General features: G+C 70.5%; 24 protein-coding genes. 12 read left to right on the forward strand and 12 right to left on the reverse strand.

Features of this window, described 5'->3' with window-relative positions; translation table 11 throughout:
• Positions 1-14: 14 nt before the first annotated feature.
• The 3 genes from FDO69_RS11295 to FDO69_RS11305 all read right to left on the reverse strand — a co-directional run bounded on the left by FDO69_RS11295 (position 15) and on the right by FDO69_RS11305 (position 3,733).
• Positions 15-545: a hypothetical protein gene (locus tag FDO69_RS11295; RefSeq protein ID WP_104779624.1), complete on the reverse strand. Its 531-nt coding sequence runs from the start codon at positions 543-545 to the stop codon at positions 15-17.
• A gap of 76 nt (positions 546-621) precedes the next feature.
• On the reverse strand, positions 622-2,142 hold the full coding sequence (locus FDO69_RS11300; protein ID WP_104779625.1) for a S8 family serine peptidase: 1,521 nt from the start codon (positions 2,140-2,142) through the stop codon (positions 622-624).
• Between the two features lie 61 nt (positions 2,143-2,203).
• Positions 2,204-3,733 carry a S8 family peptidase gene (locus FDO69_RS11305; RefSeq protein ID WP_104779626.1) on the reverse strand — a complete coding sequence of 510 codons (1,530 nt, stop codon included), beginning with the start codon at positions 3,731-3,733 and terminating at the stop codon, positions 2,204-2,206.
• Between the two features lie 321 nt (positions 3,734-4,054).
• Here FDO69_RS11305 and FDO69_RS11310 point away from each other — a divergent pair, with 321 nt between their 5' ends.
• The 3 genes from FDO69_RS11310 (at position 4,055) to moaA (ending at position 7,194) form a co-directional block, all read left to right on the forward strand.
• Positions 4,055-4,411 (forward strand): DUF485 domain-containing protein, encoded by a 357-nt coding sequence (locus tag FDO69_RS11310; RefSeq protein ID WP_104779627.1) that lies wholly within the window; start codon positions 4,055-4,057, stop codon positions 4,409-4,411.
• Positions 4,408-6,033, forward strand: a complete 1,626-nt coding sequence (locus FDO69_RS11315; protein ID WP_104779628.1) for a solute symporter family protein — start codon at positions 4,408-4,410, stop codon at positions 6,031-6,033. The genes FDO69_RS11310 and FDO69_RS11315 overlap by 4 nt, the downstream gene beginning before the upstream one ends.
• Before the next feature lie 171 nt (positions 6,034-6,204).
• Positions 6,205-7,194, forward strand: a complete 990-nt coding sequence (moaA, locus tag FDO69_RS11320; protein WP_104779629.1) for a GTP 3',8-cyclase MoaA — start codon at positions 6,205-6,207, stop codon at positions 7,192-7,194.
• 80 nt (positions 7,195-7,274) lie between these two features.
• On the opposite strand, the gene FDO69_RS11325 is transcribed toward moaA, so the two are convergent.
• On the reverse strand, positions 7,275-7,490 hold the full coding sequence (locus FDO69_RS11325) for a hypothetical protein (protein WP_104779630.1): 216 nt from the start codon (positions 7,488-7,490) through the stop codon (positions 7,275-7,277).
• Positions 7,491-7,718: 228 nt separating this feature from the next.
• Complete coding sequence (locus FDO69_RS11330) at positions 7,719-8,114, reverse strand: DUF3099 domain-containing protein (RefSeq protein WP_104779631.1); 396 nt, start codon at positions 8,112-8,114, stop codon at positions 7,719-7,721.
• Positions 8,115-8,359: 245 nt separating this feature from the next.
• Here FDO69_RS11330 and FDO69_RS11335 point away from each other — a divergent pair, with 245 nt between their 5' ends.
• On the forward strand, positions 8,360-8,635 hold the full coding sequence (locus FDO69_RS11335) for a GlsB/YeaQ/YmgE family stress response membrane protein (protein WP_104779632.1): 276 nt from the start codon (positions 8,360-8,362) through the stop codon (positions 8,633-8,635).
• Positions 8,636-8,699: 64 nt separating this feature from the next.
• On the opposite strand, the gene tyrS is transcribed toward FDO69_RS11335, so the two are convergent.
• The 3 genes from tyrS to FDO69_RS11350 form a co-directional block, all read right to left on the reverse strand.
• The gene (gene tyrS, locus FDO69_RS11340; RefSeq protein WP_104779633.1) at positions 8,700-9,968 is read right to left on the reverse strand and encodes a tyrosine--tRNA ligase; all 1,269 of its coding nucleotides are present in this window, start codon (positions 9,966-9,968) and stop codon (positions 8,700-8,702) included.
• A 56-nt stretch (positions 9,969-10,024) separates the two neighbouring features.
• Positions 10,025-11,419: a metallopeptidase TldD-related protein gene (locus FDO69_RS11345; protein ID WP_104779634.1), complete on the reverse strand. Its 1,395-nt coding sequence runs from the start codon at positions 11,417-11,419 to the stop codon at positions 10,025-10,027.
• A gap of 82 nt (positions 11,420-11,501) precedes the next feature.
• Entirely contained in the window at positions 11,502-13,025 is a 1,524-nt protein-coding gene (locus FDO69_RS11350; RefSeq protein ID WP_104779635.1) for a TldD/PmbA family protein, read from the reverse strand.
• 271 nt (positions 13,026-13,296) lie between these two features.
• Here FDO69_RS11350 and fabG point away from each other — a divergent pair, with 271 nt between their 5' ends.
• The 3 genes from fabG to FDO69_RS11365 all read left to right on the forward strand — a co-directional run bounded on the left by fabG (position 13,297) and on the right by FDO69_RS11365 (position 15,301).
• A complete protein-coding gene (fabG, locus tag FDO69_RS11355; protein ID WP_104779636.1) occupies positions 13,297-14,016 on the forward strand; it encodes a 3-oxoacyl-[acyl-carrier-protein] reductase in 720 nt (239 codons plus the stop codon).
• Positions 14,017-14,021: 5 nt separating this feature from the next.
• Complete coding sequence (gene fabI, locus FDO69_RS11360) at positions 14,022-14,789, forward strand: enoyl-ACP reductase FabI (protein ID WP_104779637.1); 768 nt, start codon at positions 14,022-14,024, stop codon at positions 14,787-14,789.
• A gap of 161 nt (positions 14,790-14,950) precedes the next feature.
• Positions 14,951-15,301 (forward strand): hypothetical protein, encoded by a 351-nt coding sequence (locus tag FDO69_RS11365; RefSeq protein WP_104779638.1) that lies wholly within the window; start codon positions 14,951-14,953, stop codon positions 15,299-15,301.
• A 58-nt stretch (positions 15,302-15,359) separates the two neighbouring features.
• Here FDO69_RS11365 and FDO69_RS11370 read toward each other — a convergent pair whose 3' ends face one another.
• Complete coding sequence (locus FDO69_RS11370; protein ID WP_104779639.1) at positions 15,360-16,049, reverse strand: FadR/GntR family transcriptional regulator; 690 nt, start codon at positions 16,047-16,049, stop codon at positions 15,360-15,362.
• A gap of 73 nt (positions 16,050-16,122) precedes the next feature.
• Between FDO69_RS11370 and FDO69_RS11375 the strand changes: the two genes are divergently transcribed.
• The 4 genes from FDO69_RS11375 (at position 16,123) to FDO69_RS11390 (ending at position 18,605) form a co-directional block, all read left to right on the forward strand.
• Positions 16,123-17,466 carry a CynX/NimT family MFS transporter gene (locus tag FDO69_RS11375; RefSeq protein ID WP_420878499.1) on the forward strand — a complete coding sequence of 448 codons (1,344 nt, stop codon included), beginning with the start codon at positions 16,123-16,125 and terminating at the stop codon, positions 17,464-17,466.
• Between the two features lie 66 nt (positions 17,467-17,532).
• Positions 17,533-17,649: an SGM_5486 family transporter-associated protein gene (locus FDO69_RS42675; RefSeq protein WP_104779641.1), complete on the forward strand. Its 117-nt coding sequence runs from the start codon at positions 17,533-17,535 to the stop codon at positions 17,647-17,649.
• Between the two features lie 165 nt (positions 17,650-17,814).
• Positions 17,815-18,021, forward strand: a complete 207-nt coding sequence (locus FDO69_RS11385; protein WP_104779642.1) for a hypothetical protein — start codon at positions 17,815-17,817, stop codon at positions 18,019-18,021.
• Positions 18,022-18,086: 65 nt separating this feature from the next.
• Positions 18,087-18,605 carry a SixA phosphatase family protein gene (locus tag FDO69_RS11390; RefSeq protein WP_104779643.1) on the forward strand — a complete coding sequence of 173 codons (519 nt, stop codon included), beginning with the start codon at positions 18,087-18,089 and terminating at the stop codon, positions 18,603-18,605.
• A gap of 123 nt (positions 18,606-18,728) precedes the next feature.
• On the opposite strand, the gene serB is transcribed toward FDO69_RS11390, so the two are convergent.
• Both serB and FDO69_RS11400 read right to left on the reverse strand, forming a co-directional pair.
• Positions 18,729-19,955: a phosphoserine phosphatase SerB gene (gene serB, locus FDO69_RS11395; protein WP_104779644.1), complete on the reverse strand. Its 1,227-nt coding sequence runs from the start codon at positions 19,953-19,955 to the stop codon at positions 18,729-18,731.
• 129 nt (positions 19,956-20,084) lie between these two features.
• Positions 20,085-21,926, reverse strand: coding sequence for a streptophobe family protein (locus FDO69_RS11400; RefSeq protein WP_167526570.1), 1,842 nt, complete (start codon positions 21,924-21,926; stop codon positions 20,085-20,087).
• A gap of 241 nt (positions 21,927-22,167) precedes the next feature.
• Here FDO69_RS11400 and FDO69_RS11405 point away from each other — a divergent pair, with 241 nt between their 5' ends.
• Positions 22,168-24,693, forward strand: a complete 2,526-nt coding sequence (locus FDO69_RS11405; RefSeq protein WP_170320866.1) for an ABC transporter ATP-binding protein/permease — start codon at positions 22,168-22,170, stop codon at positions 24,691-24,693.
• A gap of 94 nt (positions 24,694-24,787) precedes the next feature.
• On the opposite strand, the gene FDO69_RS11410 is transcribed toward FDO69_RS11405, so the two are convergent.
• A complete protein-coding gene (locus FDO69_RS11410) occupies positions 24,788-25,516 on the reverse strand; it encodes a transglycosylase SLT domain-containing protein (RefSeq protein ID WP_104779647.1) in 729 nt (242 codons plus the stop codon).
• Positions 25,517-25,537 lie beyond the last annotated feature (21 nt).

The following is a 25,537-nucleotide window of genomic DNA, read 5'->3' on the forward strand; positions in this document are numbered from 1 at the left end:
TCGGCACAGAGGCCTCAAGCAACCTTCGGTGCGGCCGACCACCACAGCCGCACCTCCTTGCGCTCGTCCGTGGGCCGCAGCTCCCACCCCTGGGCGAGGGCGACCTCGGCGACGTACCAACCGCCGACCCCCCGGTACTTCCGCAGCGGTATCGCACACTCCACGGGAGGCTTCGGCTTCTTCGGCACGACCGGCGCCGAGGCCCGGGCGGTCCACTTCGCCACGGCCTTGTCCACCCGCGCCTTGTAGTACGCGGCGTCGCCCTCGTGACGCAGCTCGGGCCAGGACACGCACCAGGAGGCCGTGCTCCCGATGCGGTCGAGGGTCCAGCCCATGGCCTTGAGGTAGCCGCGTTCGAGGGTGTTGCTGAACACCGTGACGACCTCCGCGAACATGCCGACGACGAGGAACACGGCCAGCACCGCCGCCCACAGCACACACACCACCGGGAACCACACCACACTGCCGGCGAACCGCAGGGCCAACTGCCACTGCGGCCGCACGGGTCGGGCCGTCCAGGTCGCCGGATTCACGTACACGTCCATGACGAGGAATCCTGCCGCAGACGCGGAGCGGGCCGGACGGGTGCTCCCGCCCGGCCCGATCACCTTCACACGAGCTCTACTTGGTGACCGCGTCCAGCGCGTCCGCGATGCCCCAGCCGTAGAAACCGTTCCGGTTCTTCGAGCCCTCGCACACCGCGTCGATCTTGCCGTCGGCGTCGATGTCGTACGGGTCCGTGCACGCCGTGGCGTCGGCCTCCGCGTACAGCAGGGCCTTCACCAAGGCCGGAGAGGCGTGCGGGTGCGTCGACCTGATGAGCGCGGCGACGCCCGCGACATGCGGGGACGCCATCGACGTACCGGCCATGTAGCCCCACTTGCCGCCCGGCAGCGTACCCAGGATCAGACCGCTCGTGGCCGGCGCCTCGGGCCTCTGGTAGGCGGTCGAGTCACCGCCCGGGGCGGCTATGTCGATGGTGCCCAGGCCGTAGTTGGAGAAGGACGACTTGATGCCCTTGGCGCCCGTCGAGGCGACCGTGACGACACCCGGCAGCTGGGTCGGGATGTCGAGGCACTTCGAGGGGTCGACGACCCGGTCGCCCGGCGTGCTGTCGTTGGGGGACGACGGGTCGGTGATCTCGTCGGAGGCGAGGTCGTAGTTCTCGTTGCCGCCCGCGGCGACGTTGACCGCGCCCTTCTTCTCCGCGTACCGCGAGGCCCGGGTGACGGCGTCCACCAGCGCCCTCTGGTCCGGGTCGTTGTCGCAGTTGAAGTACCAGGGGTCCGTGTAATAGCTGTTGTTCGTCACGTCGACCCCGTGCTCGGCCGCCCACACGAAGCCGCAGACCACGGCCTCCGTGTAGAAGAAGCCGTCCGGGTTGGACACCTTGATGCCGGAGACCTTCACGCCGGGCGCGACACCGGTCATGCCGACACCGTTCTTCGCGGCGGCGATCTCACCGGCGACGTGGGTGCCGTGCGGGCTCTCCGCGGCGCCCGGCCGCCAGGCCCCGTCGGCCGTGTCCGGCTTGCCCGACACGCAGTTGACCGACGCCTTGCGGTCGAAGTTGGGCGCGATGTCGGGGTGGGTGTCGTCCACACCGGTGTCGATCACGGCGACCGTGACCTTCTTGCTGCCCAGCGTCTTCTCGTGCGCCTTGTCCGCCTTGATGGCGGCCAGGTCCCACTGCTGGGGCTGCAACGGGTCCTGCCCGGCGGGCGCGTCGGCCGCGGCGACCTCGGCCGCGCTCAGCACCTTCGGCGCGCCCAGGTCACCCGTCGACGCCGAGGGCAGCGGCGCGGTACGGGTGGCCCCCGCCGACTGCACGCCGCGCACCGTGCGGATCGTCTTGGCGAAGTCGGCGTTCGAGGAGTGGACGACGAGGACGCCGATCTGGTCGTACGACGTCACGATCGTGCCGCCCGCCTTGGCGACGGCCTTCTTCACATGCGCCGAAGTGCCGTGCCCCGGCTTGACGTTGACGACGTAGCTGAACGACGCGGCCTCGGCCGCGGTGGGTGCCGGGACGTCCTCGGCGGCCGTGGCCACGGTGTTCGGCAGGAACGCGAGGGCCGTGGCCACGGCCATCCCGGCCGGTATCGCGACCGCGCGACGGTAGCGCGCGTACGGCGCAGTCATGCTGTCTCCAGTTCGTTCACAGTACGAGCTGATCTTGCGAAGGTCTCGATGGCGGGCCGGGTCACTCGACCGCGCGCAGCGCGTTGACGATGCCGTGGCCGTAGAAGCCGTTGACGCGCTTGCCGCCCTTGCAGACCGCGTCCTGCGTTCCGTCGCCGTCCTGGTCGTAGGAGGCGGGGCAGGCGGTCTTGTCGGCCTGCGCCTTCAGCAGCGCCTGCAGCTGGGCCGGAGACGCCCAGGGGTACGTGGACTTCAGCAGCGCGGCGACGCCGGAGGCGTGCGGCGAGGCCATCGAGGTGCCCTGCAGGAAGCCCCACGTGCCGTTCGGCAGGGTGGAGAGGATGCGGCCGTTCTTCGAGGGGGTGTCGGGTATCTGGTAGCGCCCGTCGCCGCCCGGCGCGGCGACGTCGACGACGCCCTTGCCGTACGTCGAGAAGTACGACTTGACGTTGTCGACGCCCGTCGAGCTCACCGTGACGACACCCGGCAGCTGGTTCGGCACGTCGAAGCACTCGTGCGGGTCGATGGTGCGCTCGACCGGGGTGGAGTCGTCGGGGCTGGAGTCGTCGACGATCGCGTCCGAGTCCAGGTCGTGGTTGGAGTTGCCCGCCGCGGCGACGTTCAGCGTGCCCTTCTTCTGGGCGTACAGCTGGGCCCGGTTGACCGCGTCGACGATGGCCCGCTGGTCCGGGTCGTCCATGCAGTTGTACAGCCACGGGTCGACGTAGTAGCTGTTGTTCGTGATCTCGACGCCGTGGTCGGCGGCGAACACGAACGCGCACACGACGCTCTCCGGGTAGAAGAGGCCGTTCGCCCGGTCGGTCACGTTGATGCTGGACACCTTCACGCCGGGAGCGACGCCCGCGACGCCGACGCCGTTGCGGGCGGCGGCTATCTCACCCGCGACGTGCGTGCCGTGGTAGTCCTCGGCGGTGTACGGCCGCCAGGCGCCCTCACTGGTGTCGGGCTTGCCGCCGGCGCAGTTGGCGGACTGGGAGGCGGAGAAGTTCGGGGCTATGTCGGGGTGGGTGTCGTCCACGCCGGTGTCGATCACGGCGACGGTCACCTTGCGGCTGCCCGGATTGATCCGCGCGGCCTGGTCGGCGCCGATCGCGCGCAGGTCCCACTGGTCCGCTTCGAGGGGCTCGCTCTCGGGCGTCGTCGCCGAGGCGGCCTCGGTGCGCTTCGCCTGGGCGGCCGTCAGGTACTCGACCGCGCCCTCCTCCTTCGTCCCCGCGGGGGCCAGCGGCGTGGTCCGCGTCGCGCCGGCGGACCGGACCCCGCGGGCCTCGCGGATCGTCTTGGCGAAGTCGGGGTTCGAGGAGTGGACGACGAGCACGCCGATCCGCTCGTAGGCGGCCACGACCGAACCGTCGGCCTTCCCGATCGCCTTCTTCACCGAGGCGATCGTGTGGCGGTCCACCTTGGTGTTGACGACGTACGCCAGCTTCGGCCCGTCCGCCGTCCGGACGGCCGACTCCGCCTGCGGGGCCGCCGAGGCGGCGGCGGGCAGGAAGCCGAGCGAGGCGGTCAGGGACAGCACGACGGGCACGGCGAGAGCGAGCCGGCGTCTGGAACGCAAGTGAGACATGGGGTCTCCACATCCTCCGGAAACGAAACCGGCCCGAGACGAGCCGGCGTCTGGAACGCAAGTGAGACATGGGGTCTCCACATCCTCCGGAAACGAAACCGGCCCGAGACACAGGTGGTGCCCGGGCAGGTACATGACGTGGTGCAGGGTGAAGCTATCCCGGCCTCTCGCTGGCCAGCAACGCTTTGTCGAAACGACTTCGGAAACAACGCCGGGCGTTTGAACCGGTTCTCACGCGCCGCCGTGACGTTGAACAGGGAGCGCGAGGACACGCGCCTCCGCCCACGCTCACAACTGCTGCCGTCCTTGCGAGGAGACTTCGTGGCCACCGACGCACCGCCCCCCTCGAAAGAGCAACACAAGCTCCCCTCACCCGAGGAGTTCGCCGAGGTGCACGAGAGCGCGGAGTTCGTTGAACTGCGCCGCTCCTACCGCTCCTTCGCCTTCCCGCTGACCATCGGCTTCATCGCCTGGTACCTGCTGTACGTCCTGCTCTCGAACTACGCGGGCGGCTTCATGGGCACCAAGCTGTTCGGCAACATCAACGTCGCCCTCCTCCTCGGCGTCGCCCAGTTCGTCACCACGTTCCTCATCGCCTGGTGGTACTCGCGGCACGCCGCCGCGAAGCTCGACCCCAAGGCCGAGGCCATCAAGACCCGGATGGAGAGCGGCGCATGAGCCCCGTACAGCACACCTTCCTCGCCGCGAACGAGGCCAGCGAGCACCGCCCGCTGATCATCACCCTGTTCGCACTGTTCGTCCTCGCGACCCTCGGCATCACCATCTGGGCGGGCCGCCAGACCAAGGACGCCGCCGACTTCTACGCCGGCGGCCGCCAGTTCAGCGCCTTCCAGAACGGGCTCGCCGTCTCCGGCGACTACATGTCCGCCGCGTCGTTCCTCGGCATCGCGGGCGCCATCGCCCTCTTCGGCTACGACGGCTTCCTCTACTCCATCGGCTTCCTGGTCGCCTGGCTGGTCGCCCTGCTCCTGGTGGCCGAGCCGCTGCGGAACTCCGGCCGCTACACCATGGGCGACGTCCTCGCGTACCGCATGCGCCAGCGCCCGGTCCGCACCGCCGCCGGCACCTCCACCATCGTGGTGTCGATCTTCTACCTGCTGGCCCAGATGGCCGGCGCGGGCGTCCTCGTCTCGCTGCTGCTCGGCATCACCTCCGACGCCGGCAAGATCCTCATCGTGGCCCTGGTCGGTCTCCTGATGATCGTCTACGTCTCGATCGGCGGCATGAAGGGCACCACCTGGGTGCAGATGGTCAAGGCCGTGCTGCTCATCGGCGGCACCATCCTGATCACCTTCCTGGTGCTGCTGAAGTTCAACTTCAACATCTCCGACCTGCTCGGCCAGGCCGCCGAGAACAGCGGCAAGGGCGCCGCCTTCCTGGAGCCCGGCCTGCAGTACGGCGCGACCGGCACCTCCAAGCTGGACTTCATCTCCCTGGGCATCGCCCTGGTCCTCGGCACCGCCGGCCTGCCGCACATCCTGATCCGCTTCTACACGGTGCCCGACGCCAAGGCCGCCCGTAAGTCCGTGAACTGGGCCATCGGCATCATCGGCGGCTTCTACCTGATGACCATCGCCCTCGGCTTCGGCGCCGCCGCACTGATCTCCCAGGACGAGATCATCGCGTCCAACCCGTCCGGAAACACGGCCGCACCCCTGCTCGCCCTGCATCTGGGCGGTGTCGACTCGACCTGGGGCGCGATCCTGCTCGCCACGATCTCGGCGGTGGCCTTCGCGACGATCCTGGCCGTCGTCGCGGGCCTCACCCTCGCCTCGTCGTCGTCCTTCGCGCACGACATCTACGCCAACGTCATCCGCAAGGGGAAGGCGTCCGGCGCCGAGGAGGTCCGCGCGGCCCGCTGGGCGACCGTCGCCATCGGCGTCGTCTCCATCGGCCTCGGCGCCCTCGCCCGCGACCTGAACGTGGCCGGCCTGGTCGCCCTCGCCTTCGCGGTCGCCGCCTCCGCCAACCTGCCGACGATCCTCTACAGCCTGTTCTGGAAGCGCTTCACCACCCAGGGCGCGCTGTGGTCGATCTACGGCGGTCTGATCGTCGCCGTCGGCCTGGTGCTGTTCTCGCCCGTCGTCTCCGGCGACCCCAAGGCGATGTTCCCCGAGGTCGACTTCGCCTGGTTCCCGCTGAAGAACCCGGGCATCATCTCCATCCCGTTCGGCTTCCTCATGGGCTGGCTCGGCACGGTCCTGTCCAAGGAGGAGCCCGACGCCAAGAAGTACGCGGAGCTGGAGGTCCGGTCCCTGACCGGCACCGGAGCCCACTGAGCACGACCCCTCCCGCGCGGCCGCGTCGTAGGAACCTCCAGGTCCCTGCGGCCCGGCCGCGCCGTGCGTCGTGGGATCGGGCCTGTGGCGTTGTCGGTGGGGTCACGTAGGCTCACAGGTGTCGGAGAAGCAGAGCCGCACGCATGATCCGCGACGAGGGAGGGGGCCCACGTGCTCATCGACACCTACGGCCGGGTGGCCACCGACCTGAGGGTCTCACTGACCGACAGGTGCAACCTGCGCTGTACGTACTGCATGCCCGAGGAGGGCCTGCAGTGGCTGGCCAAGCCGGACCTGCTCACCGACGACGAGATCGTCCGCCTGATCGACATCGCGGTGACGTCCCTCGGGATCGAGGAGGTCCGCTTCACCGGAGGCGAGCCCTTGCTGCGCCCGGGCCTGGCCGGCATCGTCGAGCGCGTCGCCGCGCTGGACCCCCGCCCCCAGATGTCGTTGACGACCAACGGCATCGGCCTCAAGCGCACGGCGGCGGCCCTGAAGGATGCGGGCCTGGACCGGGTCAATGTCTCCCTCGACACGCTGCGCCCGGACGTCTTCAAGACCCTCACCCGCCGCGACCGCCACAAGGACGTCATCGAGGGCCTGTACGCCGCCCGTGACGCGGGCCTGACCCCGGTCAAGGTCAACTCGGTCCTGATGCCGGGGCTCAACGACGACGAGGCCCCCGACCTGCTGGCCTGGGCCGTGGAGCACGACTACGAACTGCGCTTCATCGAGCAGATGCCCCTGGACGCCCAGCACGGCTGGAAGCGCGACGGCATGATCACCGCCGGCGACATCCTGGCCTCCCTGCGCACCCGCTTCGAGCTGACCGCCGAGGGCGAGGAGAAGCGCGGCTCGGCCCCCGCGGAGCGCTGGCTCGTCGACGGTGGCCCGCATGTGGTCGGCGTCATCGCCTCCGTCACGCGCCCCTTCTGCTCGGCGTGCGACCGCACCCGCCTCACGGCCGACGGACAGGTCCGCACCTGCCTGTTCGCCCAGGAGGAGACAGACCTGCGCGCCGCGCTGCGATCCGGCGCCCCGGACGAGGAGATCGCCCGCATCTGGCGCCTGGCGATGTGGGGCAAGAAGGCGGGAGCGGGCCTGGACGACCCGACGTTCGTACAGCCGACCAGGCCCATGTCCGCGATCGGTGGCTAGAGACACCTGGGGGCGCGGGGCCGTATCGATATGCGGCTCCGCCGCGTGAGCGCGAACAGCCGCAGGGCCCGCAGCCGGGGTCAGGCGTCCTTCGCTTCCCACTCCTCGAAGAGCACCACGTCCTTCAAGAATCCCCGCACCCCGAGGAACTGAGACAAGTGCTCGCGATGCTCCTCACAGGCCAGCCACGTCTTGCGCCGCTCCGGCGTGTGGATCTTCGGGTTGTTCCACGCCAGCACCCACACGGCGTCGACACGGCAGCCCTTCGCGGAACAGATGGGCGTCTCGTCACTCACAGCTTTCGTCTCACTGAAAAGGCGACGCCGAGCAGCCACGGGGGGAGCTGCCCGGCGTCGGTCCGTCGCTCCGACGGGGGATGCGGAGCGCGTACGAAGTATGTCACGGGTAACCCCGGCCCCGGCACTGGAACAACATGATTGATCTGAGCTTTTCTTGAGCTTGGCGGGAAGCTGACTTCCCTTCCCGCTCTCCCTCAAGGTCCGCGGAATTGCGCCGGGGCGCGCCTATCGCTCGTGCGATTCGCTCCGCGCACCCGCCCCCGGCCCGGGCGCGGCATCTTCCGCAACCGATTCCCCCGAGCCGTCCCTCGCATCCGGCGGGCCGATCATCGGACGCGACTGCGACACCACGAACGTCGACGGCAGAGACGGCGCATTCTCACGCCCCGCGTTGGCGATCACCACCGCGATGTACGGCAGCACCAGCCCGAGCACCAACGCCACGATGGCGACGTGCCGTTCGACGTTCCACAGGGTGGCCGCGAGGATCACGGAGATCGTGCGGACCGTCATCGAGATCACGTACCGGCGCTGCCGCCCGCGCACGTCCTCCTGCAGCCCTGTCCGGGCGCCGGTGATCCGGAAAACCTGGACGTTGCCGCCGCCATGCTGCTTCCGCATCGCATTCCACCATCCGCCCGTATCGGACTTTCACCCGCCCCGTGGCCGTCCCCGGCCGGCCGGGGAACCTGACCAGGACAGCTCTTACGTTACGCCGCGGCTGCGCCTGCCACGAGACCGGGTCGCGCGCCGTCGGGGCGAACGGCCTGCGCCGTCCCGCGTACGGTCCGCGTCGGCATGCGGCGTACGGCCACTGGGCCGACACTGGCCGTAGTGCTCACGTCGAGCCGCACGAGGAGGCAGCGATGGGCTGGTTGTGGGCGATCATCGTAGGACTGGTACTCGGTCTGATCGCGAAGGCGATCATTCCGGGCAAGCAACACCTTCCCCTGTGGCTGACCGTCATCCTGGGCATGATCGGCGGCATCGCCGGCAACGCCATCGCCCGGGCGGCCGGTGTCGACGCCACATCGGGAATCGACTGGTGGCGGCACGTCTTCCAGCTGGTGATGGCGATCATCCTCGTCGGTCTGGGCGACCGGGCCTGGACGGCGGCCAGAGGAGACAAGAGCAGGGCATGACGGGGCGGCACGGCGAAGGGGGCGGCCTCCGAAAACGGAGACCGCCCCCTTCGCCGTTGCGCTCTCAGCCGCCCGTGACCTCGACCGCGGCCAGGTTCTTCTTGCCCCGGCGCAGCACCAGCCAGCGGCCGTGCAGCAGGTCCTCCTTGGCGGGGACGGCATCCTCGCCGGCGACCTTGACGTTGTTCACGTAGGCGCCGCCCTCCTTGACCGTGCGGCGCGCGGCCGACTTGCTGGCCACCAGGCCGACCTCGGCGAAGAGGTCGACGGCCGGGCCGAGCTCGGCGACCTGGATGTGCGGCACCTCGGAGAGGGCCGCGGCCAGCGTCCTCTCGTCGAGCTCCGCCAGCTCGCCCTGCCCGAAGAGGGCCTTGGACGCGGCGATCACGGCGGCCGTCTGGTCGGCGCCGTGCACGAGCGTCGTCAGTTCCTCGGCGAGCGCCCGCTGCGCTGCCCGGGCCTGCGGACGCTCCTCGGTCTGCCGCTCCAGCTCCTCCAGCTCCTCGCGGGAGCGGAAGGACAGGATGCGCATGTACTTGGAGATGTCCCGGTCGTCCACGTTCAGCCAGAACTGGTAGAACGCGTACGGCGTGGTCATCTCCGGGTCGAGCCAGACGGCGCCGCCCTCGGTCTTGCCGAACTTGGTGCCGTCCGCCTTGGTCATCAGCGGCGTCGCCATCGCGTGCGCGCTCGCGTCGGGCTCCAGGCGGTGGATCAGGTCCAGGCCCGCCGTGAGGTTGCCCCACTGGTCGCTGCCGCCCTGCTGGAGGGTGCAGCCGTAGCGCCGGTAGAGCTGGAGGAAGTCCATGCCCTGCAACAGCTGGTAGCTGAACTCCGTGTAGCTGATGCCCTCGGAGGACTCCAGGCGCCGGGCCACGGAGTCCTTCGTCAGCATCTTGTTGACGCGGAAGTGCTTGCCGATGTCGCGGAGGAACTCGATCGCGGAGAGGTTCTCCGTCCAGTCGAGGTTGTTGACCATGACGGCCGCGTTCTCGCCCTCGAAGTCCAGGAACGGCTCGATCTGGGCGCGCAGCTTGGCGACCCAGCCGGTGACCGTCTCCGGGTCGTTCAGCGTGCGCTCCGCGGTCGGGCGCGGGTCGCCGATGAGGCCTGTGGCACCGCCGACCAGCGCCAGCGGCCGGTGACCGGCCTGCTGGAGCCGGCGCACGGTGAGCACCTGCACCAGGTGCCCCACGTGCAGCGACGGCGCCGTCGGGTCGAAGCCGCAATAGAACGTGACGGGACCGTCCGCGAGCGCCTTGCGCAAAGCGTCCTCGTCAGTGGACAGGGCGAACAGCCCGCGCCACTTCAGCTCGTCGACGATGTCCGTCACGGTTCTCGTGTCTCCTCGATGATCTTCGGGCAGTCGGGTGACAGCCGACTACGAGGTTATACGCCCTGGCTGACAGAGCTCATATTGAAATCCGGGACCCGCAGCGCGGGCATGGCCGCCCTGGTGAACCAGTCGCTCCACTCCCTGGGCAGCGTCTTCTCGGTCCGCCCGGCCTCCGTGGCCCGGCCCAGCACCCCGACCGGCGACTCGTTGAACCGGAAGTTGTTCACCTCGCCCGTCACCTCGCCGTTCTCGACGAGGTACACACCGTCCCGGGTCAGCCCGGTGAGCAGCAGCGTCGCCGGGTCGACCTCGCGGATGTACCACAGGCAGGTCAGCAGCAGCCCGCGCCCGGTGTTCGCGACCATCTCCTCCAGGGAACGGTCCTCGCCCCCGTCCAGGACGATGTTGTCGATGCCCGGCGCCACCGGCAGACCGGTCAGGCCCGCGCTGTGCCGGCTGGTCGTCAGGTGCCGCAGTTCGCCCTCGCGCATCCACTCGGTGGGGGCGAGCGGCAGCCCGTTGTCGAACACCGACTGGTCGCCGCCGGAGGAGTGCGCGATCACGAAGGGCGCCGACTCCAGGCCCGGCTCGTTCGGGTCGCTGCGCAGGGTCAGCGGCAGGTCGGTCAGCCTCTCGCCGACCCGCGTGCCCCCGCCCGGCTTGGAGAACACCGTGCGGCCCTCGACCGCGTCCCGGCCCGACGCCGACCACATCTGGTAGATCAGCAGGTCCGCCACGGCCGTCGGCGGCAGGAGCGTCTCGTAGCGCCCGGCGGGCAGCTCCACGCGCCGCTCGGCCCACCCGAGGCGCACCGCCAGCTCCGCGTCCAGGGCCGCCGGGTCGACGTCCTTGAAGTCCCGCGTGGAGCGGCCGGCCCACGCGGACCGGGTCCGGTCCGGCGACTTGGCGTTCAGCTCCAGCGTCCCGTTCGGCTGGTCGTGCCGCAGCCGCAGTCCGGTGGACGTGCCGACGTAGGACGACACCAGCTCGTGGTTGGCGAAGCCGTAGAGCTCGCGGCCGCCCGCCCGCGCGCGGGCGAAGGCCTCGCCGAGCGCGGGAGCGAAGTCGGCGAACACGGCCGAGGAGGTCTCGACGGGCGCCTCCGTGAACTCCGGCGACTGCGTCACGCCCGTGACCAGCGGCTGGGCGTCCTCGGCGGGCCCGGCGCCGCGCGCGGCGGCCTCGGCGGCCCGCACCAGGGGCTCCAGCTCGTCGGGGGTCACGGCGGACCGTGACACCACCCCGGAGGCGGTGCCCTCCTTGCCGTCGACGGTGGCGACGACGGTGAGCGTGCGCCCGCGCGTGACGCCGTTCGTGGTCAGCGCGTTGCCCGCCCAGCGCAGGTTGGCGGTGGACTGCTCGTCGGCGATGACGACACAGCCGTCCGCCCGGGACAGTTCGAGGGCCCGCTCGACCACTTCGTGCGGCTTGCTGGTGCGAGGGCTCATCGACCGGCCTCCTGGGTCGTGTTCAGACTGTGCTTACCCGGGGGGTAACCCCCGGACCCCCGGCCGATGCTGCAGCTGATGTTCATCGACCGGCCTCCTGGGTCGTGTTCAGAATGTTGACGCCCTTGAAGAGGGCCGAGGGGCAGCCGTGCGAGACGGCCGCGACCTGCCCCGGCTGGGCCTTGCCGCAGTTGAAGGCACCGCCGAGCACATAGGTCTGCGGCCCGCCCACCGCGGACATCGACCCCCAGAAGTCGGTGGTCGTCGCCTGGTAGGCGACATCGCGCAGCTGCCCGGCGAGCCGCCCGTTCTCGATGCGGTAGAAGCGCTGCCCGGTGAACTGGAAGTTGTAGCGCTGCATGTCGATCGACCAGGACCGGTCGCCGACGACATAGATGCCGCGCTCCACGCCACCGATCAGATCCTCGGTCGACATCCCCGCCGGGTCCGGCCGCAACGACACGTTGGCCATGCGCTGCACCGGCACGTGCCCGGGGGAGTCGGCGTAGGCGCAGCCGTTGGACCGTTCGAAGCCGGTCAGCTTCGCGATCCGCCGGTCCAGCTGGTAGCCGACGAGTGTGCCGTCCTTGACCAGATCCCAGGACTGGCCCGCGACGCCCTCGTCGTCGTACCCGATGGTGGCCAGGCCGTGCTCGGCGGTGCGGTCGCCGGTGACGTTCATCAGCTCGGAGCCGTAGCGCAGCTTGCCCAGCTGGTCGAAGGTGGCGAAGGAGGTGCCGGCGTAGGCGGCCTCGTAGCCGAGCGCCCGGTCGAGCTCGGTGGCGTGTCCGATCGACTCGTGGATGGTCAGCCACAGGTTGGACGGGTCGACGACCAGGTCGTACAGGCCGGGGCGCACGCTCGGGGCGCGCATCTTCTCGGCGAGCAGCTCCGGGATCCGCTCCAGCTCGCCCTCCCAGTCCCAGCCGGTGCCCGTCAGGTACTCCCAGCCGCGTCCCGCCGGCGGCGCGAGGGTGCGCATGGAGTCGAACTCGCCGCTCGACTCGTCCACCGACACGGCGTTGAACACCGGGTGCAGCCGCACCCGCTGCTGTGTGGTCACCGTCCCCGCGGTGTCGGCGTAGAACTTGTTCTCGTGGACCGTGAGCAGTGAGGAGTCGACGTGGTCGACACCGTCGGCCGCCAGCAGCCGGGCGCTCCACTGCGCGATCAGCCCGGCCTTCTCCTCGTCGGGCACGGAGAAGGGGTCGATCTCGTACGACGAGATCCACGTCTTGTCCGCGTGCACCGGCTCGTCGGCCAGCTCCACTCGCTCGTCCGACCCGGCGGCTTTGATCACCTGGGCGGACAGCTTGGCCATCGCCACCGCCTGCCCGGCGACCCTGGCCGCGGCGTCCAGGGTGAGGTCGACGCCGGAGGCGAAGCCCCACGTGCCGCCGTGCACCACCCGCACCGCGTACCCGAGGTCGGTGGTGTCCGACGACCCGGCGGGTTTGGCGTCCCGGAACCGCCAGGAGGCGCCCCGCACCCGCTCGAACCGGAAGTCCGCGTGCTCGGCGCCCAGCGCACGCGCGCGTGCGAGGGCGGCGTCGGCCAGGGGGCGTAGGGGGAGGGCCGTGAAGGCCTCGTCGATGGTATGAGGCACCGCCGTCTCTTTCTGTCGAGGGGAGCGTGGTCGCCGTGCGTCGTGACTGCTCCGATCATGTCCCCCATCCACCGCGCGGGCCACGAGTTTCCCGAGCCGGGTTCGCGGCTTTCTGTAGGGACCCGACAGGTAGTCCCCTACGCCACTGTCGGTGCCCGATTGTCCGCGGGCCTGCCGGGACCGATAGGTTTTCGAGGAAGCCGCCTGTCATCACCGCCTGTCGTCCAGGCGCCCGGGCGGGTATCCAGACCGCTATCGAAAGGGTGATCCGTTGAGCCGCTCGGTTCTCGTCACCGGAGGCAACCGGGGCATCGGCCTCGCCATCGCCCGCGCTTTCGCCGATGCCGGCGACAAGGTCGCCATCACGTACCGCTCGGGCGAGCCGCCGGCCGCCCTGACGGAATTGGGCTGCCTGGCCGTCAAGTGCGACATCACCGACGCCGAGCAGGTGGAGCAGGCCTACAAGGAGATCGAGGAGGCCCACGGCCCCGTCGAGGTCCTCATCGCCAACGCCGGCATCACCAAGGACCAGCTCCTGATGCGCATGTCCGAGGAGGACTTCACCTCGGTCATCGACACCAACCTCACCGGCACCTTCCGCGTCGTGAAGCGCGCCAACCGCGGCATGCTGCGCGCCAAGAAGGGCCGCGTGGTCCTCATCTCGTCGGTCGTCGGTCTGTACGGCGGTCCCGGCCAGGCGAACTACGCCGCCTCCAAGGCCGCCCTGGTCGGCTTCGCGCGCTCCCTCGCCCGTGAGCTGGGCTCGCGCAACCTCACCTTCAACGTCGTCGCACCCGGCTTCGTCGACACGGACATGACCAAGGCGCTCACCGACGAGCAGCGCGAGAACATCGTGAAGCAGGTTCCGCTCGGCCGGTACGCCCAGCCCGAGGAGGTCGCCGCGACGGTGCGGTTCCTCGCCTCCGACGACGCCTCGTACATCACTGGAGCCGTCATCCCCGTTGACGGCGGACTGGGAATGGGTCACTGATCACCATGAGCGGAATTCTCGAGGGCAAGCGCATCCTGATCACGGGTGTGCTGACGGAGTCCTCCATCGCCTTCCACACCGCCAAGCTGGCCCAGGAGCAGGGCGCCGAGATCATCCTCACGGCGTTCCCGCGGCCCACGCTGACCGAGCGCATCGCCAGGAAGCTCCCCAAGCCCACCAAGGTCATCGAGCTCGACGTCACCAACGACGAGCACCTCGGGCGGCTCGCCGACCTCGTCGGCGAGGAGCTGGGCGGCCTCGACGGTGTCGTGCACTCCATCGGCTTCGCCCCGCAGGACGCCCTCGGCGGCAACTTCCTCAACGCGCCGTTCGAGTCCGTCGCCACCGCCATGCACGTCTCGGCGTACTCCCTGAAGTCGCTGACCATGGCCTGCCTGCCGCTGATGCAGAACGGCGGTTCCGTCGTGGGCCTCACCTTCGACGCGCAGTTCGCGTGGCCGCAGTACGACTGGATGGGCCCGGCCAAGGCCGCGCTGGAGGCCACCAGCCGCTACATGGCCCGTGATCTGGGCAAGCAGAACATCCGCTGCAACCTGGTCTCGGCGGGCCCGATCGGTTCCATGGCCGCCAAGTCCATCCCGGGCTTCAGCGAGCTGGCCTCGGTGTGGGACAGCCGCTCCCCGCTGGAGTGGGACCTGAAGGACCCCGAGCCGGCCGGCCGCGGCATCGTCGCCCTGCTGAGCGACTGGTTCCCGAAGACCACCGGCGAGATCGTCCACGTGGACGGTGGTCTGCACGCCATCGGAGCCTGATCTCCCGCACGTCCTCGACGCCCCGTTCCCCGCAGCTCGCAGGGAGCGGGGCGTCACCCGTTCGGCTCAGTCGGCCGGGCGGGGGAGGCTCCCGACCTGGCACTCTTGAGTACGCGTTCACCACGCGAGCCCCTCCCCAGCACGGTCGAGGAGGTCCCCTTGTGCGCTTGTCCCGCCGAACGGCCTCAGTGTCCCTCGCCGTCGCGCTCGTGCTGACCCTGGCGTACGAGGCGGTGCCCCACGCGCGCGTGCCCGCCGGTGAGCGCGAGTCCCCGGATCCCTTCGGCGCGGCCTGCCGGATCCGCGTGACCGGCTCCAAGGTGATCGTGTACTGCCACAACCCCTACCCGGAGACCGACCGGGTGAGCCTGCACGTGGAATGCGCCCGATGGTGGGACATCGACACCGACAGCTCACCGATCGAGGTCGCCCCCGCGCAGACGGTGCGGCTGGCGGGACGGTGCTGGAAGGAAGTCGCCGACGTGTGGGTCGGTCACCGGCGCGTGAGCTGACCCCACCGGGCGGCTTCGGTCAGGCGGCGGGGGAGGGGACCGCGCCGGGCGGCTTCGGTCAGGCGGCGGGGGAGGGGACCCCGCCCAGGCGGCACAGGAACGGGTAGCGGGCGGCCTCCGCGGCGGCCGTGTCCGCCTCGCCCGCGCGGATCGCCTCCAGCAGCCGCCCGTGGTCCATGTACGTCTCCGGCGTCAGCCTCTCGCCGACGTCCTCGCGCAGCCAGTCCCGCAGCACCTCACCCAGGTCCGCGTACATGGCCGTCATGACGTCGTTGTGGGAGGCCGACACCACGGCCAGGTGGAAGGTCGCGTCCGCGGTCACGAACGCCTCCTTGTCACCGGACTCCCAGGCCTCCTCGCGCCGCAGCAGCAGTGCGCCGAGCTGCTTGAGGTCCTTCTCCGTACGCCGCTCGGCGGCCAGCCGGGCGGCGGCCGACTCCAGCGTGGAGCGCAGCTCGGCGATGTGCCGGGGGTCGGCCTCGGCGAACCGCCGCTGCATCACGCCCGCCAGCTCGCTCGTCGCCACGACGTACGTGCCGGAACCCTGTCGGATGTCCAGCAGCCCGTTGTGCGACAGGGCGCGGACGGCCTCCCGGACCGTGTTGCGGGCGACACCGAGCTGCTCGACCAGTTCCGGCTCGGTCGGGATCCGGGAGCCGACCGGCCACTCGCCCGAGGTGATCTGGGCCCGCAGTGCTGCGATGACCTGCTCGGACAGGGCCGAGCGACGGGGATGGCTCAAGGGCATGGCACACCTTCGCACGACCGGGGCGCCCGGGGGCAGCCGGAGAGTGGACAGTCAATCATCCTATGATTCTATGATGGGTCTCATGCCTCGTGAGGAAACCCGGACGACGACACCCCCGACCGTACGCAGCCAGACAGCGCACGAGCCCGGGACGCCGGGCGGCGCCTCCCCGCGCGCATGGACGATGCGACTGCTCGTCCTCGGCATCGTGCTGTCCGCGCTGAACCTCCGTCCCGCCATCACCAGCCTCGGCGCCCTCCTGGAAGAGGTCCGCGACGGGCTCGGCATGAGCGGCAGCGTGGCCGGGCTGCTCACCTCGGTGCCGCCGCTGTGTTTCGCCGTCTTCGGCGTCATGGCCCCGCGGCTCGCCCGCCGCTTCGGGTCCGGCGCGGTGGTGTGCGCCGGCATGGCCGCCATCGCCACCGGCCTGCTGATACGCCCGTTCGCGGGCGGCACGCCCGGCTTCCTGGCCGGGAGCGCCCTGGCCCTCATGGGCATCGCGGTCAGCAACGTCCTGATGCCGGTCATCGTCAAGCGCTGGTTCCCCGACCGCGTCGGCTCCATGACCGGCCTGTACTCGATGGCCCTCGCCCTCGGCACGGCCCTCGCGGCCGCCGTCACGGTGCCCCTGACCGACACCCTCGGCGGCAGCTGGCAGACCGGCCTGGCCCTGTGGGCGGGACTCGCCGCGGCGGCCGTCCTGCCGTGGCTGCCCTTCGCCCGGGGACACGTCACGCCGCCCGGGGCGGGGGAGAAGACCGCGGCGACGGCAGCACCGACGCGAGGCCCGGCTCCCGCTTCGACGGAGCACGCGCGCGTGGAGGCGCCTCGGCTGCGCATGGCACGGAGCCGGACCGCCTGGGCCCTGGCCGTCTTCTTCGGGCTCCAGGCCACCGCCGCCTACATCACGATGGGCTGGATGGCGCAGATCTTCCGCGACGCAGGTGTGCCCGCCGGCACCGCGGGGCTGCTGCTGGCGGTCACCATGGTGATGGGCGTGCCCCTCGCCTTCGTCATACCCCGCCTGGCCACCCGGCTGCCCCACCAGGGCCCGATCGTGCTCGCCCTGGGCCTGTGCGGCCTCGCCGGCTATGCCGGGCTGTACCTCGCGCCCGCGGCCGGCGCCTGGGCCTGGGCCCTGCTGCTCGGCGTCGCCAACTGCGCCTTCCCGCTCGCCCTGACCATGGTCGGCATGCGGGCCAGGACCGGCCCGGGCGTGGTCCAGCTGTCGGCGTTCGCACAGAGCACCGGCTACCTGATCTCCATCCCCGGACCGCTCCTGGTGGGCGTCCTCTACCAGCACAGCGGCGGCTGGGGCCTGCCGATCGCGCTGATGAGCGCCCTGATGATCCCGCAGATGGTCGTCGGCTTCCTGGCCGGCCGTGACCGCACGGTCGAGGAGGAGGCGGCACGCTGAGCCATGCCCCGGGAAGGGAGTGACCCCCCGGGCCTTCCGGCTGCACGGGGGTGCGACACTTTCCCCATGCCAGTGCTCGACCCGAATCCCCAGCACGGTCAGAAGAAGATGCTGCTCGTGTTCGGCGCCTTCTTCGCGATCTTCATCGTCATCGCCGTCATCGCGACCCTCGCCTCGCCATGACCGGCGCCCGCGCGGCCCGGGGTGGGGGTAACCCCCCAGTCCCCTAGGGGGTGAGGGTCAGGGTCAAGTGGGTGGATCACCGGATGGGTGGGCAGCCGCTGATTCCGTAGCTTCAAGTGTGTGACCGCGAGACGGTCACCGACCACTCGAAGAGCGGAGGCATCCATGTCGGCCCCTACGCACACCCGGCTCCACCCGGCGACCCGGGCCGGTGCCGCCGGCCGGCTGCCCTGGTGGGCTCTCGCCCTGCCCGTGCTCGCCTTCTCCGCACTGCTCGCCCTGATCCTGAACCCCTCCGACGCGCACGCGGCCGCCGGTGAGCCGGTGATCACCCACCTCTTCGAGCGTATCCAGCAGCTGACAGCCCGCTGATCACGGCCGAAGCCGGTGGTCAACTCCCTGCGCCAGGTGGCGTGTTTCGTGCGAAGCTGGATCTCATGAGCGTCGCAGAATCCCGCAGGATTGTCCTCTTCCGCCATGCGAAAGCCGACTGGCCACAGGTCACCGATCACGAGCGTCCCCTCGCCGACCGGGGCCGAATGGATGCGGCGGAGGCCGGGCGCAGGCTGACCGACACCGGTATCGCCTTCGACCTGGCGCTGTGCTCCACCGCGGTCCGGACCCGGGAGACATGGAAGCTCGCCGTCCAGGAGTTCCCGCAGCGGCCGAAAACCGTCTACGAGGAGCGGATCTACGAGGCCTCGCCGGGCGAGCTGATCGCCCTGCTCAACGAGACCTCCGACGACGCGCAGAACGTCCTCATGATCGGGCACAACCCGGGCATCCAGGGACTCGCCGACATCCTGGCGGGCTCGGGCGAGGACGAGGCCAGGGAGCGCATGGCCCGCCGCGGGTTCCCGGCCGCCGCCTTCGCCGTGCTGTCGTTCGGCGGCTCGTGGAAGAGCCTGGAGCCGGGTGTGGCCACGCTGCAGGACTACTGGGCGCCGGCCGAGTGACGGCCTCCGCGTGACCTCGTGACAGAGGGGCCCGGCGCCAGTGCGGCGCCGGGCCCCTACTGGTCGGACCGACGTTGCGGCGCCTGGCCTTTTCGGTCGGACCGACGAAGCGGAGCGGGCGGATCAGACGATGTCGAGGGTGTCCGCCGCCTCGACTTCCTCACGCGTGACGCCCAGCAGGTACAGGACCGTGTCCAGGAAGGGGAAGTTCACCGCGGCGTGCGCGGCCTCGCGCACCACCGGCTTGGCGTTGAAGGCGACACCGAGACCCGCCGCGTTCAGCATGTCCAGATCGTTGGCGCCGTCACCGATCGCCACCGTCTGCGACAGCGGCACGCCCGCCTCCGCCGCGAACCGGCGCAGCAGCCTGGCCTTGCCCGCACGGTCGACGATCTCGCCGGTGACCTTGCCCGTCAGCCTGCCGTCGACGATCTCCAAGGTGTTGGCGTGGGCGAAGTCCAGCCCGAGCCGCTCCTTCAGATCGTCCGTGACCTGGGTGAACCCACCCGACACGACGCCGACTTGGTAGCCGAGCCGCTTCAGCGTACGGATCAGGGTGCGGGCGCCCGGCGTCAACCGCACCTCGCTGCGCACCTTGTCCACGATCGAGGCGTCCAGCCCTTCCAGCAGTGCCACGCGCGCGTGCAGGGACTGCTCGAAGTCCAGCTCCCCGCGCATCGCGGCCGCCGTCACCTCGGCGACCTTGTCCTCGCAGCCGGCGTGCGCGGCGAACAGCTCGATGACCTCGTCCTGGATGAGCGTCGAGTCGACGTCCATGACGACCAGGCGCTGCGCGCGCCGGTACAGACCGGCGGCGACGACCGCCACGTCGATACCGAGCCGCGCGGCGTCGGTCACCAGGGCGGTGCGCAGCGGTTCGGTCTCCACGCCGGAAACGGCGAACTCGACGGCGGTCACGGGGTACTTGGCGAGCCGGAAGATACGGTCGATGTTGCCGCCGGTCTTCGTGATCCGCGCGGCGATCGCGGCCGTCGCCTCGGCGGTGAGCGGGTGCCCGAGGACGGTGACGAGGGAGCGGCCCAGACCGCGCGGCCGGTTGTCGCCGAGGCCGGAGATGATCTCCGCCTGCATCTTCATCGACTCGGCCCAGCTGTGGACGGTCGCCCGCAGATCTCCCTCGACGCCCGGGGGCGGCTCGGTCACGAGCGCGCACAGCACCATCCGGCCACGGGTGACGACCTGCTCGATGTCGACTACGTCGACGGAGTAGGCGGCCAAGGTGTCGAAGAGGCCGGCGGTGATGCCCGGCCTGTCCTTGCCGAAGATCTTCACAAGGAGGGTGGGGACGTCGGCAGGGACGTCGGAAGACGAGGTCTGCGAAGCGCTCATGGTGGTTCCACCGTATCCGGCGCGCGGCACCTGTCACCCCCGAGGTCCGTCTGGCGGACAGCGAACACTGCATGGCGCGTGGATGACGTGAATCCTGCGTACCGGTACGGTGCCCGGCGCCTTCACCGGTCACCTCCCGCCCCGCGGCTTCCGCGGGGGTGGCGGGGGTGGCGGGGGAGGCGGCGGGCCGTCCTCCGGACGGGCGGGCGGCCCGTTCCCGTTCCGCGGCCCGGGCGACTGCCGCGGGCCGCGCGGGGGCGGCCCGACCGGCCGTACGACGGTGGGGGCGCTGTAGACGTCGCCCGGGGCGGGGGGCTCGTCGTCCAGGACTGCGTCGTACCCGTGCCCGGGTGCGGCGCCGGAGGTGTGTTCCGCGCCGGGAGGCCGTGCGTCCTCCGGCTCGCGCAGTTCCTGCGGCACGCGGAGGTAGGGGTTGGTGCCCGGATCGGGCGGCCGGTACGGCGTTCCGGGCGCGTACGGCCCGGCCTCCGCACCCCGCGGCACCCACGCGCCCCGCTCCCCGGGCTGCCCGGGCCCGGCCCACACGGTGCCCAGCGACCCCGTTGCCTCACCGACCTCGGCCACCCCCTCCCCCCGGGCCGACGCCGCAGCCCTGCGCCCCGCTGCCCCGCACCCCCACGCGAGCAACGCCCCGGCCGCTCCGGCCCCCGCGCCCCACACCCCGCCCAGCAGCAGGGCCATGCCGAGACGGCCGTGCAGTTCGATGCCCGCGCCGAAGGCGTCGAAGCCGAGCACGGACAGGGACGCGGTCACGGACACGTCCGTGAGCCGGGCCAGCAGCGGCAGGGCGAGGGCGGTCGCGACACCCACCCCCAGCGCACACCGCCCCGCGAAACGAAGGGCACCGTCCCCCACCCCGACCGGCGTCCGTACCGCTGCCAGCACGCCCGCCAGCAGCATCATCAGCGCCGCCGCCACCCCCAGCAGCCACACCCGGCCGTCCAGTTCGGCCAGCCGTCCCAACGTCACCGACCGGTCGGACCCAGCGCCGAGCATCTCGTCCAGGGGGTCGGGCAGGAATCGGGTCGGTTCACCCGTCGCGCCACCGTCCCACGGCACGAACAGGCCGAGCGGCACCCCCAGCCACACGCCGTTCGGCGCCCCGAGCAGCGCCGCGCCCGCGATGCGCCGGGGATGGTCGTCGCCGACCGCCGCGTACGCCGCCGCCGCGCATCCCGCCGCCACCGCCACCAGCAGCACGGTCACCACCGCGGACACGACCGGCCGCACGACCCGGTGCACGGCCTCCCAGCCCCGCGGCAACGGCGTACGGCGCGAGGTCAGCAGCGCGACGAGGAGGATCCCGGCCGACCAGCCCGACCCGCCGAGCAGCGTCGGGGCGGTGTCCACCGTGAACCCGACCGCGGCCTGCGCGTCGACCAGGTCGCCGAGCCGGTCCGGCAGCAGCCCCCCGATGTCCCCGAGCCCCGGGATCTCCACGCTGCCGCTCCCACCGGTGACGTCGTCCAGCCCCAGCGACCCCCCGTCGATCGTGATGACGTCGTGCCCCGCCCACGCTAGCCCGCCCAGCATCGCCACGAACAGCACCACCACCGACCCCGCCCGCGCGAGCAGTTCGGACGGTGCGATCACAACTCCCGCCTCCCGCAGGGACCGCAGGAAGAACCACGACAGCAGCACCGCCCCGACCAGGCTCACCCCCAGTGGCGTGATCTCGATGGCCGCGTCCGCCTCGGCGCCCGACAGGCCGAACACCGACACATCCCCGGACGGCGTGACCGAACCACCCGCCCCGAGGGCCACCACCGCCGCGGTCATCGGTCCCAACGACCCCGTGGTGTCCGCCTGAAGCAGCCGCAGCCCCAGCGCCGCCGTCCCCGCCATTCCGATCAACGCCCAGCTCACGGCGGCCACGGCGGACATCAGCACGTCCCCCCACGGCACGCGCGCATGACCCTTCGCCGTCTCGACCCCTGTGGCAGCACTCATGGCAGACCCCCCGATCCGCTGCGCGACGGGAACACCACGCATGTCCCCCTCGCGTCGAAATACCACTCTCCGGCCCGGTTTCAACCCCGTCAACGGAATCGGCCGATGCGTCCGAACGCGGTCTTCACAAGGCCCGACTTTCGGTCAGGGGGCCGCTACTGAAATAGTTCCCCCCGATGTTCGACATCCCTAGACTCCCCATGTCGGGGGTAACTCGGGGGACAACTCAGTGGGGCATGGAGTGCCGGAACTCGTACTGGAATCAAACGGACGTACCTGGACGCTCGATCCGTCCAGGGCATACACCCTCGGACGTGATCCGCAGGGGGACGTCGTCTTCGACGACGCCAGGGTCTCCTGGCGTCACGCCACGGTCAGCTTCAACGGCCGCAGTTGGGTCATCGAGGACCATGGCAGCACCAACGGCACATTCGTGCAGGGCCAGCGCATCCATCAGATGGAGCTCGGTGCCGGCTCGGCCGTCAACCTGGGCAACGCGACCGACGGCCCGCGCCTGAACCTGTCCGGCGCCGCGGCCTCCGTCGCCACGCCGCAGGCCCAGCCTCAGCAGCAGCCGTACGCGGCGCAGGGCGCGAACCCCGGCTGGGGTCAGCAGGCTCCGGCCCAGCAGCCGCCGCAGCAGCAGGCCCCCCAGGCCGGCTGGCAGCAGCCGCAGCAGGCCGCCGCGCACATTCCGCAGCAGCAGGGTTCCGGCGGTGCCGCGGGGGCTCCGCCGGTCCACGGAGACCGCAGCCCGACCACGTTCCACCAGTTCTCCCTCGGCCGCGTGATGCGCATCGGCCGTGCCCTGGAGAACGAGCTGGTCGTCTCCGACCTGCAGGTCTCCCGGCACCACGCCGAGTTCCACGCGACGCCCGACGGGCGCATGGAGATCCGCGACCTCGGCTCCCACAACGGCACGTACGTCAACGGCCAGCCGATCGCCAAGGGCGGCTCGCAACTGCTCGGCCCGGCCGATGTCGTCGGCGTCGGCCACTCGACGTTCCGCATCGTCGGCGACCGGCTCGAGGAGTTCGTCGACACCGGTGAGGTGTCCTTCTCCGCACGTCACCTGACCGTCACGGTCGACAACGGCAAGCAGATCCTCAAGGACGTCTCCTTCGGCGTCCCGGAGAAGTCGCTGATCGCGGTCATCGGCCCGTCCGGCTCCGGCAAGTCGACCCTGCTCAAGGCACTCACCGGCTACCGCCCCGCCAACCAGGGCGAGGTGCTGTACGACAACCGGAACCTCTACAAGCAGTTCGCCGAGCTGCGCCAGCGCATCGGTCTGGTCCCGCAGGACGACATCCTGCACAAGGAGCTGACCGTCAAGAAGGCCCTCAAGTACGCGGCCAAACTGCGCTTCCCGGCGGACACCACGGCCGCCGAGCGCCAGGCCCGCATCGACGAGGTGCTGCGCGAGCTCAAGCTCGACATCCACAAGGACAAGAAGGTCACGTCCCTGTCCGGCGGCCAGCGCAAGCGCGTCTCGGTCGCCCTGGAACTGCTCACCAAGCCGTCGCTGATCTTCCTGGACGAGCCGACCTCCGGCCTCGACCCGGGCATGGACCGCGACGTCATGCAGCTGCTGCGGGGCCTGGCCGACGACGGCCGTACGGTCCTGGTCGTCACCCACTCGGTGGCCGAGCTGGCGATCTGCGACAAGCTGCTGGTGATGGCGCCGGGCGGCTCGGTCGCCTACTTCGGTCCGCCCGACGAGGCGCTGAACTTCTTCGGCTACGACACCTGGGCCGATGTCTTCTCCGCCTTCGAGAACTACCGCGACTACGACTGGGCGGGTCGCTGGAAGGGCTCGCAGCACTACCAGATGTACGCCGCGGACATCGACGCCGTTGCGCCGCAGTCCGTACAGGTTCCGCCGATGCAGGCGATGAAGCCGCCGAAGCCTCAGGGCTGGATGTCCCAGTTCGTCACGCTTGTTCGGCGCTACGTCTCGGTGATCGTCTCCGACAAGGGCTTCCTCGCCCTGATGGTGATCCTCCCGGCCGTGCTCGGCGCGGTCAGTCTGCTCATCGACGCCGACCGGGGTCTGCTGCCGAACCCGGCCAACCCGCAGACCGGCCGGATCATCCCGAACGGCACGGCGACCACCGTCCTGCTGATCCTCGCGGTCGGCGCCTGCTTCGCCGGTGCGGCGAACTCGGTCCGAGAGCTGATCAAGGAACGGGTCATCTACGAGCGGGAGCGCGCGACCGGCCTCTCGCGCTCGGCGTACCTGATGTCCAAGGTGTTCGTGCTCGGCATGATCACCGTGCTCCAGGGCCTGCTGGTCGGCGTGATCGGCTTCTCCAGCCGGGAGATCCCCGAGGAGGGCCTGGTCTTCGGCAGTGCCACGCTGCTGGAGCTCTCCGTGCCGATCATGGCGCTGGGCTTCACCTCGATGATGTTCGGCCTGATCATCTCCTCGCTGGTGAAGACCGCCGAGAAGACCATGCCGCTGCTGGTGATGTTCGCCATCATCCAGGTCGTCTTCACCGGCTGCCTGTTCACGCTGCACGGCTCGATCGGCGTCAACCAGTTCTCGTTCCTGATGCCGTCGCGCTGGGCGGTCGCCGCCTCCGGCGCCACGCTGGACTTCAACAAGATCAGCCCGCCCGAGACGGCCGGCGACAACGACCCGCTGTGGGAGCACACGGCAGGGGTCTGGGCCATGGACATGGGCGCCCTCCTCGTCCTCGGCGTGATCTGCGGCTTCTTCGTGGCCCGCTTCCTGCGCCGCCACGAGCCGGAGGTCATGCGCAAGTAGTCCCCGCTCCGCGATGCCCGAAGGGCGGCACCCCGTCAGGTGGGTGCCGCCCTTCGGCGTTCCGTTCAGCGAAGCAGAGAGGTCCGCGCCGACCTCAGTACGCGCTGTTGACGTTGTCCATCGAGCCGTACTTGTCGGCCGCGTAGTTGCAGGCGGCGGTGATGTTGGCGACCGGGTTGTAGATGTCCCACGAGGTGCCGGGGACGTGGTACGCCTTGAAGGTCGGCGGGATGACCTGGAGCAGACCCTTCGACGGGATGCCGTTGATGGCGTTGATGTCCCAGTTGTTGATCGCCTTCGGGTTACCCGAGGACTCCCGGATGATGTTGCGGTGGATGCCGTCGTAGGACGCCGGGATGTCGTGCTTCTTCAGGATGGCGAGCGACTCGCGGATCCAGCCGTCGAGGTTGTTCGGGTAGGTCTTGACGGCGGCCTTCTTGGCCTCGGCGCGCTTGGCGGCGCGGCTCGCGGCCTCCTTGGCCTGGCGCGCGGCCTCGGCCTTCTTCTTCGCCGCCTCGGCGGCGGCCTTCTTCTTGGCGGCGGCCGCGGCGTCGGCCTTCTTCTTCGCCGCGATCTGCTCGGCCTTCAGGGTGGCGCCGGCCATCTGGTCCGTGACGCTCGCCTTGACGTCCTTGATCTGCTGGTTGCTGTACGCCACCGCAGCCGGCTGAGCGGCCTCGGTCGTGGTCTTGGTCGAGGCACCGCTCGGCACCGCGGAGAACCCGATGGCGGCGGCACCGAGGGTGGCGACACCCGCCATGGCGATCTTGTGGTGACGGGTCAGGCTACGACTCTGAACACGGCTGAAGATGTTCTTGGGCATGCTGCGTGGACCTCTTCGAAT

This window comes from Streptomyces tibetensis (assembly GCF_007655005.1).
Classification (GTDB): Bacteria; Actinomycetota; Actinomycetes; order Streptomycetales; family Streptomycetaceae; genus Streptomyces; species Streptomyces tibetensis.